Consider the following 13,580-nt stretch of genomic DNA (forward strand, 5'->3'; position numbering starts at 1 on the left):
AATTTACCTGCGTAAAAAAGGGTAAATTCCCCCTTGTCGCATCTTGTCATTTGAAATAATTTTGTACGTAAGATTATCAAAAACCTTAATTAATAACTTTTTAACTAATTACACTTTAAAACTAAAAAACATGAAAAACCCTTCTTCAAAACCCAATCAGTTGATAACGAGAGAATTTGCCAAGGAGCTGAATTCGAATTACACGCATAAAAGAGCGAAAATAATCCGTAAATCAACCAAAAAAGACGACGCAAATGCCATTTGGTATTCACTGGAAGCTTTAGAAAGCTATATACAGTATATTAAAACACAAGGAGTTGAAAACGGATATGACGTAGACGGGATCCGATTCTATTTTGGCGTATACCCAGAGGACGAAAAACATGGCGAGAAAGCTGGTCTGACTACACTTTTTCTGGCTCCTACTGGAAAAAAAGCAAGCTCAGTATCGAGTGCAAACAAAATGCAAGGTTTTGCTTCTACGGTTGAAGAAGAAGAATCACATGACATAGAAAGCATTCAACCAATGAATTATGGCAACATAGGAAGACCACCTAGCCTAACCTACTAAAAAAAATTATGTTTGAATTTTTAAGATCTTATATCGTCTATTTAGCTTTGCTATCAGGAATCATCGGGTTAATCTCGTTGCATAAACTTCCTAGTAATAAAGCTAAATTTTTAGTACTTTTAATCTGGTTTTCAGTGCTAATTGAAATAGTCGGCTACTTTTTTACACAATGGACAGGTTTATTAAACTATTATGTTTATAATTTTTACATGTTCGTTAGTTTCTCGGCCTATATACTATTACTCAGAAGCCTTTTATTGAAGCGGGATAACAGAATTTCTGCGGTACTATTTTTAGGGCTGTTCGTGGTTTCCTTTTTTTTGAATATTTTATATTTCAAAGAAGATATGAATCACTCGTTTACATACAGTTTTGCAATAGGAGTTATAGTAGTGATGATACTTGCCTGTCTCTATTTGGTAGAGATCTTTAATTCAGACAAAATATTAAACTTTAAAAAATCTGTTTTTTTTTGGTATATCTTAGGCATATTGGTCTTTCACGTTCCTTTTCTGCCTTTTATGCTAGCGATAAACTGGTTTTTAATCAAACAAGACGACTCTATTTTTAGTTTAGTTGTTTTTATTTTAAATTTTCTGGCACACAGTTGTTTTATAATCGGATTTATATGGAGCGAAAAGAAATACAATTATTAGTCATTTCATTAGGTATTGTTTTTTTTACTCTACTCATCACGTTGCTTGTGCTTTTTTTCTATTTTTTGAAGAAAAAGAACAATTATCTGGTTGAGAAAATGGAATCTGAAATGTACTTTCAATCAGAGTTAGTCAAAACCAGGATTGAGATTAAAGATCAGACGCTCTCCGAAATCAGCAAAGAACTGCACGACAATATTGGCCAGATTGTTTCAGTGGGAATTATGCAGCTTAATATGTACATACAAACCGGAAAATCAATTAAAAGCAAAGAGCTTACCGATCTTAAGCATGTTTTAGCCAAATCACTCGACGAAATTCGGATTTTATCCCGCATTATAAACAAGGATAACTTATTGCAATCCAATTTTATAGAAGCGATAAAACAGGATTTGGAACGCATAAAAAAACTGAAACACATTCACTATAATTATAAATTTACAGGAGAAATACCTGAGATTAACGAAGAGCATGATTTGTTTATTTACCGCATTTTTCAGGAAGCTTTGCACAATAGTTTAAAACATTCTCTCAGCGATTTATACGAGGTGGATATTACGACAACAGCAGACCTTTTTCAGTTAAAAATGAAGGATTTCGGAATTGGTTATGACACCAAAAAAGTCACTTCCGGAATTGGTTTAAACAATATGAAATTGAGAGCTAAACTAATTGGTGCTAAACTAATTATGGAATCCAATACATCCGGAACAAGTATAACTTTAGAATATCCCTTAACCACACCCGATGAAAACAAAAGTTAAAAATAAAATTATTGTTGTCGATGATCACCAGTTGTTCTCACAATCCTTGCAGCTTTTGATCAATAGTTTTAAAGAATTTGACGTGGTCAATCGCTTTGAAAACGGCAAAGTTTTTATAACATATCTTCAGGAAAACACAGACTTAGAGGTAGATTTGATTCTTTTAGATGTCAATATGCCTGTGTTAGACGGCCTTGAAACAATGAAATGGGTCAAAGAAAACAGGCCTTCGTTAAAAATTATAGCGCTATCGGTAAACGATGATGAAGAAATTATCATCAAAATGATTACTAATGGTGCCAGAGGTTATTTACTAAAAGACACTTCGCCCGAAATATTTAAGGAAGCAATGTCGTGCGTGATCGATAAAGGGTTCTATTTTACCGAATTAGTCTCAGGAATGCTCGTAAAAAAAGCCAATGACGATTCTAAAAAAGTCAGTTTAAAAGAAAAAGAAATTGTTTTTATAAGACATGCCTGCAGTGAAAAAACCTATAAGGAAATTGCTTCAGAAATGTGTCTGAGTCCCAAAACAATTGATGGCTACAGAGAGTCCCTGTTTGATAAACTCGAAATTAAAACCCGAATTGGTTTAGTTTTATATGCGATCAAACATAAAATTGTTTTGGTTTAAAGACTACTTAAATTCGATTAATGTATCATTTGCCAAATCATACTCATATAATTTCCTGGTTTCGTTATCTAAATACAACCATTGAATTATACTGGTATGATTTTCGAATTCGTTTGAAATTCCAACAATAACATAAGAGCGACCGTCTTTATCTCCATTTTCTATCGAATAAACCAAATTGGTGTCCGGATTTTGGAGGTTTGCTTTTACGAGCTCTCTTTTAGAATTTGCGAGGTAGTACTCGACCAAAACATTGAGGTATTCCACAAAAGACTTTGTATACTGCTCCTCGCCTGTCGAATAATATTTAATTGGTTTTTTGTATTTTCTTTTAAATAGACTTACGCTACCGTCTTTTACTTTTTTAGCTTTTATCAGCCAAGGTGTGAAATCGAGTTTCTCTCCGTCGCCTGCACTGTAAGTTGTATCTATTTTCCAGGTTATTTCTAAAATGTCGCCCCTCAGAAAGGCAGCAGTTCCTTCAAAATTAGTGTTCAATGCTACAGTTTCCTTGCCTTTTTTTATGGTAAACAGGTTATAATCGCCGTTGTCATCATATTCTACATATTCCACTTCATCTGAGTATTCTTTTTCTTTATTCAATCTCTCTCCTGGGCGTATAGCACTAAAAAAGGCCTCTTCTTGGGAAGCCTTTGGGATTTGCTTTTCTTTATTCGCTGCTGTTTTTACAGGTGTTTCAGAGGATGTTGTTTTTTGGTCATTACAGGAAAATAAGAACAGTGCTGCTAGTAGAGAAATATATTTCATTTTCAGATTTGGGTTAAAGTCACTGGATTAGTAGGTTATTGCCGCAAAAATAGGGTTTTCGGCAATTTTATCTCTACCGTTTAAAAATGAAAGCTCCATTAGAAAATTAAACTGTACAATTTCTCCACCCAATTCCTTTACCAATTCTCCAAGTGCTTTAGCTGTTCCTCCGGTTGCTAAAACATCATCATGTATCAAGACCCTGTCTCCTTTTTTGATGGCATCTGTATGAATTTCTAAGGTATCTGTGCCGTATTCTAAGTCATAAGAAGCGGAAATAGTTGTGTAAGGCAGTTTTTTAGGTTTACGAACCGGTACAAAACCCGCATTCAATTCCTGAGCCAACAACATACCGAAGAAAAACCCACGACTTTCAGCACCTATAACTTTGTCGATAACCTGTCCGTTTAGCGATGCTAGCAGAATTGACAGGCATTCTTTCCGGGCAACCGGATCATTTAATAACGGGGTAATATCTTTAAATAAAATTCCTTCTTTGGGAAAATCTTGAATATCACGTATATAACTTTCGAACTTCATTTTTTTTTGTTTTTATATTATTTTTTCCTTGTTTATCTCACATTTATAGCTATCTTTGCACCCGCAATAAGCGCTCAACAAAGCTACAGAATTTTAGCTAAATTGAGAAATAAAAAGGCCTCGTGGCGCAACTGAATAGCGCACTTGATTACGGCTCAAGAGGTTACTGGTTTGAATCCAGTCGAGGTCACAGCTGAAAAGCCCATTTTTAACGAAATGGGCTTTTTTTTGTTTTTTTCAATCGAATTTAACGGGTTTTTACTTCCGAAAATGTTGTGAATTAAACCTAACAGGTTTTTAAAACCTGTTAGGTTTGGGGTTACAATCAAATGTTTTTGATATAAATAAAACAAAAATAGTCAACCTATATCAGGACAAGACAAATACTAAAAAAGCACTGAAAACCAATCATTTTCAGTGCTTTTTCGATTCTTTGTAATTTACTTCTGTTATTTCAGTTGAGTAGTATTTACTCTTGTTGGCGTATCTTTTCCACTAATAATTGAAGAAGAACTTAAGGCAATTGATTTTATTATTTGGGTCATGTTATCAATATCTAACGTTTCAAATTCATCATCGGCTGTGTGGTACGTTAGCTCATTATCCATTTTTGAAGTAGAGATGGTATGAGCAGGAACTCCAAGCTTGGCTAACGTAGCGTTGTCGGAGCGGTAAAATAATTGTTGTTCCGGATAAGGATCTGAATAAAATGTAAAACTTGATCCTTTTAAATTAGTTTGCAAAATCTCTCCCATATTCGACTTTTCGTAGCCTGTAATGTAAGCAGAGTTTTTACCCCATTTAGATTCTGTTCCTATCATTTCAATATTAAACATCGCAATCACTTTTTCCGGTGCAAGCTGTTTAGAAAAATATTTGGCTCCATAACCACCTATCTCTTCAGCTGTAAATGTGGTAAAAATGATAGTGCGCTCGTTGTTATTTTGTTTTTTAAAATATTTCGCAAGCATAATTACTGCTGTTGTTCCAGCGGCATCATCATTAGCGCCATTATAAATAGAATCTGTTGCAGGATGTGGAGCACCTTCTTGGGGAGAGCCTATTCCTAAATGATCATAATGCCCTGAGAAAATCACATACTCATTTGGTTTAGTTTTTCCGGGTAATATTCCAACAACATTATTCAATGTTTTTTTGGAGATTACATTCGTTAATTCAACAGAGAAAGTGGTCGCTTCTGTGGTGCCAAAAACAAACATAATTGTATTGTTTCCGGGATTAGAATTTACTCGATCAATATGTTGAATATTTGGTAAAACACTATCAAATGAAGGGTCAACTAGTACCAAAAGATTTTTCGAACTTTTATAATATTCATTAAATTTATCCCCAATGTTATCCCCTTTATTGATTTTTACAATAGAAATATCGCTTTTTTCAGTTAAAGAAACTTGAGGAAGGTAGGAGAATGTTGCAATTTGATTATTATTTATTTCTTTGCCATCAATAGTAATTTTTGAAGAAACTCCTTTAGAGACCGTTATCGAAAATTCTTGTCTATAATTTGTTGCTGTATTGAAAGTTTTCAAACCAATTTCTTTAAACTCTGATTCTATAAAAGCAGATGCTTTCTCAATACCGGGAGTAAAAGTTCTCCTACCCTGCATATCATCAGCCGAAAGTATTTTCTCTATACGAGTTACTTCCTTGGTCGTAATAATTTTATCAATCGATTGTCCATGTACATTAAAACATTGACTTAGAACAAACATACTTACAATAATTTTTTTCATATTTTACTTTTATAAATAACATTTTAATTAAACCAAAATTACGTTAATTATTTGCGAAACTTAGCGCTCGTAGAAGTTTTTAAATGAAAAAACTGACGACATTGCTAAATTATAACGTGAATAATTTAAAAACATTAAACTGAGAGGTTTAGTGCTTGTTGTATGCTTTTATTTAACGACACATCATTTCATAAGCAAAAAGAAGAAGCCGTCTCAATACTAACTTGAGACGGCTTCTTCTTTTATGGCTTTTTTTGCTTTTATAACTGATAACCTATAGAAAATCTATGTTGAAGTTCATAGTATAGTATTTTAAAATTCGAATACCGGATAATTTATTCCGTTACAGCAACAACCTTATCCGTTTTCTTTATTTTCTCAACGCCCCTTTCTCTCATTTGTTCCACTGCATCGAACATTTTGATTAAATGAATATAGGGCGTCGTCAAGTCAGAATCCGAATCTCCGGGATGGGGAGACAATAAAAGCTCCAGGATTTGACATAGAAATAATTCAAATTCTTCCAGCGTTTTTTCATCAAATGCTTTTTGAAATACAATAAAGGGATTGTCGTATTCTTCTTTCGAGAGAGAAGAAAGATGGGAAACCGTTTCACAGCGCAAAGATTCTTTCACTTTTCGTTTTTTGCTTTTCTCATGCAGACAATAGCAGACTTTGAGAAAGGAGCTGAAAACGGTATACAAAACAAAAACATCAGAAGGATTGTCCTCTCTGTAGATTTTTGTTTTATAGCTGTAAATTACCGCTTCATTTAAACTCTGTTTATAATAATCCAGGTCTGCAAAATCAAAAAAAGCATTAATTGCCTTAAGTGGATTTCCCGCCGAATATCCCGCCCAAAAGCTAGTTTCGAAGGATGATTTCTTCTTTTTCATAGTCAATAGATTTAAAAATTAAGAAGTGAAGTTCGATTCATTCAAAAGGATAATCTATTCGAAAATCGGATATAATATCTGACAAAAAGGATGTTTTACGGGATATTTTTTTATCTTTGAAATTCAGGATTTTTAATCCAAATGGCTTTATCTTTGAGCTTTTAGAAAAATTAATATTCGTTATGGAACAGAAAATACATCAGGGAAGAAACATAAAACGTTTCAGAGAAATGCTTAACATAAAGCAGGAAGCATTAGCTTATGATCTGGGCGAAGACTGGAATCAGAAGAAAATTTCTATGCTGGAGCAAAAAGATGTAATTGAAGATAATTTGTTGAAACAAATTTCAGCTGTATTAAAAATTCCTGTGGAAGCTTTTCAGAATTTTGATGAGGAACAGGCGATTAATATTATTTCTAATACTTTTGGAGAACATGCTTTCGGTAATTCATTTAATTACGGAACAATCAATATTCATCCAATTGAAAAATTGATTTCACTTCACGAAGAAAAAATTGCGTTATATGAGCGTATGTTGAAAGAGAAGGACGAAATGATGGCTAGGCTTGAGAAATTTATTAATAAATAGTTATTTATAGAAGATATATTAAAACAAAAAAGAGACTTTCGAGTCTCTTTTTTGTTTGATAACATTATTTATGGGTGCTAATTCAGAGACATTTACCGGCTTTTCATTAGAACACTTCAAATAGCGGGGGGATTCGGAAAAGTAAATTAAATTCGGACAAATGCTCAAATCTCTTGTAACGGCTGTTGTACGATTATACTTGTTTTTTTGTAAATATTTCTGTTCCTTTGTTTACGATTTCACCAATCATATCTAAAGCAGAATTTACCTCTTTTGTTGATTTTAATTTACTATAAATTGGACTGCGATATAAGCCATATACAGCTTTTAAGATTAAGTCGTCTTTTTTCTCTAAATCATTAATAATATCTGCATAAGCTTTTATTGTTAATGCTGAAGCTGATTTAAACGCATATTCTTCTTGAAAATTTCTTTCTTTATTATATTGAGCAATTGTATAATATAATAAGAAGAAAAACGGTGAAGATTTTAAAGCGTTTACAAGAATATTTTCCCAATGAAATTCAGTACTTATTTCACCAAATAAACCAAAAAAGTTAGTGAAAATTGATAAAATTATTATGAACGTTAAAATAGACATAAATGCAACGCTCCATTTCCAAAATTTTAGAGGAGAATTTAATTCTAGTTTTCGTTGTTTAAAAGTTTCAAATAATGATGCGCCAACTTCTCTTCCGATTAGATTGTTTAAATATTCATTTCTTTCGTCAAAATATTTTGTTTTATCTTCAATGAAATTCAATTTTTCCGTAAAAACTGTAAATTTAGTTTTGAAATTTTTGTCGGAATCTTCGAGTTCGGAAATTAAAGAATTTGAGTTGTTTTTAAATTCTAAATAGGTTTTGTCAATTTCAGTTTTTAATGAATCAATTTTGTTTTTTTCTTTTTCAGCTTGTTCTGAAAATGTGATTATTTTCGTTTGAGATTGGGAAGCTTGAGTAAGTAAATTCTGAATTTGTGTATTGTTTGAATTAGTGGTATCTAAATTGTTTGTTATTTGTTGTAATTCAGTTTGTTTTTTGGCATAAAAATCATTTAAAGTTGATTTCGTGCTTTCTAGTTCAATTATCAAATTTTCATATTTAGTTTTTAATTCATTGTAATTTGCTGAAATTATATCAAGATTTTCTTTCTGTTTTTCTAATTTCAAACTATCAATTGGATGGATTTTATATTTTGCTTTATCATAAAATCCATTTTGCAATGAATATTGAGCTAATTTCATTAATGAATTTTCAGCACTAGTTAGTTGTTTATTACTAATTTGTGAATTAAGTTCATTTACAGTTTGATCCAAACTAAACTGACCAAATTCGGGAGTAGAAATGATAAATGGTAGTATTAAACGATTTTCGCTTTTTAGCTCATATGCAATTTGATTTAATAACCGTTTAGTCAAATTTAAAAATTCTGAAACTGTCATTTTTGAAATTTGGATGTTTCCAATTTCTGTTTGTTCGGGATAAATTTCTGCAATTTTTTTAGCTAAGTCTGTTTTTAGTAAATTCTCAATGTGTATTAATACGTTATTCTGTTGTTCAATTGTCATATGTGAATTTTAGTTTTTTTGTTGTATGTCGCCCAACGTTCTGGCGCTACAAGAAGTTTGGAATTAAATATGCGAGTTTTTATATTATGCACAAATTTTTTAAGTACGAAATCATCTTTAAATTCAGCCAAATACCCAAATCTTTTGTAGGCAGTTTTTATTGTTCGGTTTGTTTATTTAATTCATTTCTACTTTCAATGATTATTAATATTGAATTTAAAACAAATAAATAATAACCATATTTTATTTGATTGAGTTCTTCTATTATACCAAATAAAAATAATGAGATAAACCAAATGATTGCTAATATTAAATTTATATAACTAAAAATTAGAACTTTCTTTATATTTTCCATTACTGCAAATATTAACATCAAAATTGTAAAAGCAATTATTATGTTAAAAATTAAAAAAATATAAAACGTTTTATCTAAAAAATATCTGGTTTCAAATTCATTAAAATTTTTAAATACAACATAATAGGCATTGACAGTGTATTCACTTTTAGCTCTTTCTAAACAAGTTTCATTTTCTTTAGTGTAGTTGTTTTCAATGACTTTTTTTTCCGTTGTAATATTTGTTTTATAATCCAAATTTTTAAAGGAAATACTTGTTGAGTCAACTAGAGCTTCTGCTTCGACTTCTTCAATACATCTATATTTCTTGATAGATTTGTCAGAACAAGTTTGGAAAAAAGGCAACATAAAAATTAGCAAACTAATAGATATTAGACTTTTAATTTGGATATTTTTTCTCATTTTTAATTTTTCTCGCTTTTGTCTAAAATTACCACCGCTCTACGAAGTGTTCTTCTTTGTGCTGCGCAAATGTCTCTGGCTTTGTACTATTTTAAACAAATATAACTGAAAAACTGTGACTTCATAAAGTGTCTGAATTTAAAACTAATTTTGTTATAATATTTCTTCTGAATGTAAAAAAATCCATGACTATAATAAGAACTAACTGTAAAAAGTCGGGAGACTTCTATTAAGTTTATAATTTCTGAGGAGATGGTTATTATTTAATTTCGATATAATCCATTTTGGCTTCCAAACGTTTTGGTTTTGCTGATTCATCTATATCTTTATATTCTCCAATTCTGTTACTTTCATCAGTGAGGAAGATAAAACTCCATTTTTTATTTTCATCATACATATATTCATTTTCGGTCATCAAATCTTGACTAACTTCCATTTTTGGATATCTTTTTAGAATATCAATTATGTTTGATTTTGGATTTAAACCATTGTCTGTTTTTAGTTTGTTGCTAATTGCAATTATTGCGATAATTTTTGTCGTATCTCTGTTAGGGATCAAAGCAATAATTGCTTCACTCTTAATTGAATATATAAAAGCATTTCCGCCTCCATCATAACCAAAATCATAGGCTTCTACTTTTTTTCTATTCATTTCACGCAAAGAATTTTCAGCATCATTAAGGTTCATTCCTATTTTGATTTCTCCAACTTTCCCTTTTGATATTAAAAACTTGTCAAAATTGAATTCGGCATTTTCTTTTCCTTTGGTTTTTAGTTCATTAATCTTTTTATTATAAGTTTTAGGTTGATTTTCTTCCGTTTTTTTACATGAAAATAAATTAATAAATAGAAGTAAAATTATTAGTTTGGTTTTCATTTTTTGCCAATTTTTATTTCGATTTTCTGTCGCTCTAAACTATCCACTAACATTAATATATGCGAAACAAACCTTCATGTATACATCCTTTTTAAGGCAGATTTGTGAAGGTTTGTTTCGCTTTTTACTATTTCAAATATATTCTTTTTCTCTTACAAATCATCAAAAGGTTTTTTTATTTGTTGGATATCTATCTCATTTCAACAACATCCTTTCCGTAATTGTTTTATTGGAAGAAGCTTCAATTCCGGTGACTTCGGCATACTTTACATTGGGTAGCCAAAAAGAACCGCCTTCAATGCGTACAAATATTTTTTCTACTTGTATTTTTTTCTGATTTACACTTACAAAAACATGGTATTTTTGATCTGACTCTATCTTTTTTAAGGTTAAAGGCAACTTTTTATACGATACAAATTGAAGCTCAAACTCCTCATTATTTACCGTTTTGCTTTCTATTCCGTATGCAAATTTGCGTTGTATGTAACTAAAATCTTTTTTATCTCCTTTCTCAGCATATCGAATCCAATAGGCTTTTATGGGATCGCTTTTGTTTATTTTTCCATTTTCCTGGTAGTTTATGGCATAAATAGCAGTGTTTGTATTAGGATCCCGCTGAATGTAAAATAGCATATTATCGATATTTTTAGGCGTTGGGAAATTTAATGGCGATGGATTTTTGGATTGTGCCATCAGATCATTAGAATGTATATTTACTAAGATCGATATAACGATTAGTAATTTTCTAAAATATTTAAATGATAATTTGTTCATAGCGAAATGTTTATATGACCCGTTGGGTGCAATTAATTTTAACACATAGAGACATAGTTCACAAAGTTTAAAAAGGCGTTACACTTAAAATAAATCACATATGCTATGTGTAAAAATTATGATTTTCTTAAAACACCTCAATTGTAAATCAGAATCTATCTTTCTATGTGTCAAAAAACATGTAGTTTAGTTGCAACCAATGGATTATTTATAGGCTAATTCTGTTCAGTTACATTCTGTTTTTTGTTGGCCTTAAAAACCCAATATTTAATCAATGGGTAATTGAATCCATAAGAGACAAAACTATCCGTGATTAATCTTCCGATTCTATAATCGATTTGAAATACTTTTTGTAAAACAAACGTACCAAATGATTTTAAAGAGATACTTCCCAATACAACCAACGCAAATTTAAAAAGCTGACTATTGATGTGGCTACTATAACCGGATTGGTTTTTAAATACCCAAAATCTATTGATGCTGAAATTGACAATTGCGCCAACGGTTCCGGAGATTAGAATAGAAAAGGTAAAATGCAATTTAAATATTTCTGTCAATAAAATCATTAAGCCATAATCGGTAATGCCGCCTAAAAATGCCGCAACTTGCGCTTGCAGAAAAATGAAAATAGATTTTCTCTTGAACATATTAGTCTTGAGCTTTATCCCTTAAATCACCTAACTTTAAAAGTTTTATGCTATCAATAGTATTTATTATAAGCAGTATAATAGAGATTAAACCAGCCAAATAGGTAATGGATCCGTGAAATAAAACTTCTATAATTAAAATTAAAGCAATAATAAATCTAAGTTCTGTTGGACCAACAAAACCGGAATCTATACGGTATTCATTTGTAATTTTGTAGCGCAACTGGCTGATGATGATCGACCATCCATACAATGCGACAAAAGCAAAGGCTACTATTTGTGTGCCGTTTTCAGCATAAATGTAGTAGCCAAATCCTATCAGTACAATACCAATCCAATCGGCAATAATATCGAGTGCAAAACCATACCAACGACGTGGAATATTTCTATAATAAGCCAATCTTCCGTCTAAAGAATCGCCTAACCAATTTATAACCAAACCAATAATACCAAAAAGTAAATACCAATTGGTGAAATAAGTGCCTAAAGCAAAAGCTAAAAAAATTAATCCCGAACCTAGTGTACCAATTAAGGTGAGTACGTTTGGCGAAATGAATTCAGGCACCTTTGGAAGCAAAAAAACGATAGTTAATTGTTCTGCTCTTTTTAAAATATTAGTTCGCTTACGGTCCGAAAATGTTCTTTGTACAATTGCACTATACGCTTCAATCTGTGTTTCTTTCCCCATTAATAGCCTAATATTAATACGCCTGCTAGTATAGGCAGTTCTAGTTTTACAATTTTTAGTTTTATTTTTCTTTGGGTATTTTTAAAAAAGTCGGTGGTTCTTTTTAGCTTGCCTGATCTAACCAGATAACTAAATGCGAGTACAATCAGCATGTTATTTAACAATACCTGCAAAACGTTGATAGAAAACCGTTGGGCTATTTTCGTTTTTAGGAGCGTACTTTCCTGCTATAATCGGAATATAAACCACTCTCCTCCTACTTTCTTCGCCACGGATAGATGATTCTGCAACTCTGTGCCACAAACGGCCATCGTGAATGGTTAAATCACCGGCTTCCGGATTGATGGAAATTTCCTGTGGATCGGGTTTATTATCTAAAAAGTACTTTTTACGGAAAAGCATTTGATAAACACTTTGTTTGTGAGTACCCGGAATGATTTTAAGGCCGCCGTTTTCGGGTTGTAAAGTGCTTAAATGAATCCCTACATTTAGCATCGGGTTTAATTTTCCGCCATAAAAAATATCTCTCAAACCATCTGTATGCCAGCCCATTTTAGTAAACTTACTTTCCGGCCCATTGATATAATGATTGAAAACCATTCCGTCTTTTTCTTCCGTACCTAATCTTGCGCCATCACCAGCCAATTCTAATAAACTATTGAATCTTGGATCAAGTAGAAGACCGCTTAAGGTTTGATGATGTTGATTGATAAAAGCAAAACGTTGTACAATAGGTGAACCATCTAAATCTTTTCCAAATTTAATTGGAACACCGTTTACCTTTTTAAGATCGTTGTCAATCCATTCTTGCTCCACTTGTTTCGAGGCATCAATGATTGATGAAACAGTTTCCGGATTTATAAATTTTTTGAAGTGGATAAAACCATAATGGTTAAAAAAGTTAATTTGCTCGTCAGTTAATTGCTCAGTAAGAGTAAAGGTTTTATAAGAAGATACCATAATATATAGATTTAATAAATGAAAGAATAACGTTTGAAATTTTATCTAAAAGAGTTGCAACAGCAACAACACATTCGCATGTTGGCGTGCATTCGGTTTTCAGATAAATTAAACAAATTTCTTTTATTACACAT

General features: G+C 31.5%; 15 protein-coding genes and 1 tRNA gene. 5 read left to right on the forward strand and 11 right to left on the reverse strand.

Features of this window, described 5'->3' with window-relative positions:
- Nucleotides 1-130: 130 nt before the first annotated feature.
- From LNP23_RS16240 to LNP23_RS16250, 3 genes are all read left to right on the forward strand, one after another.
- A complete protein-coding gene (locus tag LNP23_RS16240; RefSeq protein ID WP_047775279.1) occupies nt 131-571 on the forward strand; it encodes a hypothetical protein in 441 nt (146 codons plus the stop codon).
- A gap of 628 nt (nt 572-1,199) precedes the next feature.
- A complete protein-coding gene (locus LNP23_RS16245) occupies nt 1,200-1,991 on the forward strand; it encodes a sensor histidine kinase (RefSeq protein ID WP_047775283.1) in 792 nt (263 codons plus the stop codon).
- The gene (locus tag LNP23_RS16250) at nt 1,975-2,625 is read left to right on the forward strand and encodes a response regulator transcription factor (protein WP_047775285.1); all 651 of its coding nucleotides are present in this window, start codon (nt 1,975-1,977) and stop codon (nt 2,623-2,625) included. The genes LNP23_RS16245 and LNP23_RS16250 overlap by 17 nt, the downstream gene beginning before the upstream one ends.
- A 3-nt stretch (nt 2,626-2,628) precedes the next feature.
- On the opposite strand, the gene LNP23_RS16255 is transcribed toward LNP23_RS16250, so the two are convergent.
- Together LNP23_RS16255 and LNP23_RS16260 are read right to left on the reverse strand one after the other, a co-directional pair.
- Nucleotides 2,629-3,393 carry a hypothetical protein gene (locus LNP23_RS16255; RefSeq protein ID WP_230001973.1) on the reverse strand — a complete coding sequence of 255 codons (765 nt, stop codon included), beginning with the start codon at nt 3,391-3,393 and terminating at the stop codon, nt 2,629-2,631.
- 27 nt (nt 3,394-3,420) lie between these two features.
- The gene (locus LNP23_RS16260) at nt 3,421-3,933 is read right to left on the reverse strand and encodes an adenine phosphoribosyltransferase (RefSeq protein ID WP_047775290.1); all 513 of its coding nucleotides are present in this window, start codon (nt 3,931-3,933) and stop codon (nt 3,421-3,423) included.
- A gap of 116 nt (nt 3,934-4,049) precedes the next feature.
- Between LNP23_RS16260 and LNP23_RS16265 the strand changes: the two genes are divergently transcribed.
- A tRNA-Arg gene (locus LNP23_RS16265) sits at nt 4,050-4,123 on the forward strand.
- Between the two features lie 259 nt (nt 4,124-4,382).
- Here LNP23_RS16265 and LNP23_RS16270 read toward each other — a convergent pair.
- Nucleotides 4,383-5,687 carry a M20/M25/M40 family metallo-hydrolase gene (locus tag LNP23_RS16270; RefSeq protein ID WP_230001974.1) on the reverse strand — a complete coding sequence of 435 codons (1,305 nt, stop codon included), beginning with the start codon at nt 5,685-5,687 and terminating at the stop codon, nt 4,383-4,385.
- 335 nt (nt 5,688-6,022) lie between these two features.
- The gene (locus LNP23_RS16275) at nt 6,023-6,583 is read right to left on the reverse strand and encodes a hypothetical protein (protein WP_230001975.1); all 561 of its coding nucleotides are present in this window, start codon (nt 6,581-6,583) and stop codon (nt 6,023-6,025) included.
- Between the two features lie 182 nt (nt 6,584-6,765).
- On the opposite strand from LNP23_RS16275, the gene LNP23_RS16280 reads away from it, so the two are divergent.
- The gene (locus LNP23_RS16280) at nt 6,766-7,173 is read left to right on the forward strand and encodes a helix-turn-helix domain-containing protein (protein WP_230001976.1); all 408 of its coding nucleotides are present in this window, start codon (nt 6,766-6,768) and stop codon (nt 7,171-7,173) included.
- 193 nt (nt 7,174-7,366) lie between these two features.
- On the opposite strand, the gene LNP23_RS16285 is transcribed toward LNP23_RS16280, so the two are convergent.
- From LNP23_RS16285 to LNP23_RS16315, 7 genes are all read right to left on the reverse strand, one after another.
- Nucleotides 7,367-8,743, reverse strand: coding sequence for a hypothetical protein (locus tag LNP23_RS16285; protein ID WP_230001977.1), 1,377 nt, complete (start codon nt 8,741-8,743; stop codon nt 7,367-7,369).
- Nucleotides 8,744-8,900: 157 nt separating this feature from the next.
- Nucleotides 8,901-9,500: a hypothetical protein gene (locus LNP23_RS16290; RefSeq protein ID WP_230001978.1), complete on the reverse strand. Its 600-nt coding sequence runs from the start codon at nt 9,498-9,500 to the stop codon at nt 8,901-8,903.
- Between the two features lie 259 nt (nt 9,501-9,759).
- A complete protein-coding gene (locus tag LNP23_RS16295) occupies nt 9,760-10,377 on the reverse strand; it encodes a hypothetical protein (protein WP_230001979.1) in 618 nt (205 codons plus the stop codon).
- 195 nt (nt 10,378-10,572) lie between these two features.
- Complete coding sequence (locus LNP23_RS16300) at nt 10,573-11,151, reverse strand: DUF4833 domain-containing protein (RefSeq protein WP_230001980.1); 579 nt, start codon at nt 11,149-11,151, stop codon at nt 10,573-10,575.
- 215 nt (nt 11,152-11,366) lie between these two features.
- Nucleotides 11,367-11,798 carry a GtrA family protein gene (locus LNP23_RS16305; RefSeq protein WP_230001981.1) on the reverse strand — a complete coding sequence of 144 codons (432 nt, stop codon included), beginning with the start codon at nt 11,796-11,798 and terminating at the stop codon, nt 11,367-11,369.
- Between the two features lies 1 nt (nt 11,799).
- Nucleotides 11,800-12,486, reverse strand: coding sequence for a CDP-alcohol phosphatidyltransferase family protein (locus tag LNP23_RS16310; RefSeq protein WP_230001982.1), 687 nt, complete (start codon nt 12,484-12,486; stop codon nt 11,800-11,802).
- Nucleotides 12,487-12,639: 153 nt separating this feature from the next.
- Nucleotides 12,640-13,446, reverse strand: a complete 807-nt coding sequence (locus tag LNP23_RS16315) for a phytanoyl-CoA dioxygenase family protein (protein ID WP_230001983.1) — start codon at nt 13,444-13,446, stop codon at nt 12,640-12,642.
- Between the last annotated feature and the right edge of the window lie 134 nt (nt 13,447-13,580).

The sequence above is a fragment of the Flavobacterium cupriresistens genome, from assembly GCF_020911925.1.
Lineage (GTDB): Bacteria > Bacteroidota > Bacteroidia > Flavobacteriales > Flavobacteriaceae > Flavobacterium > Flavobacterium cupriresistens.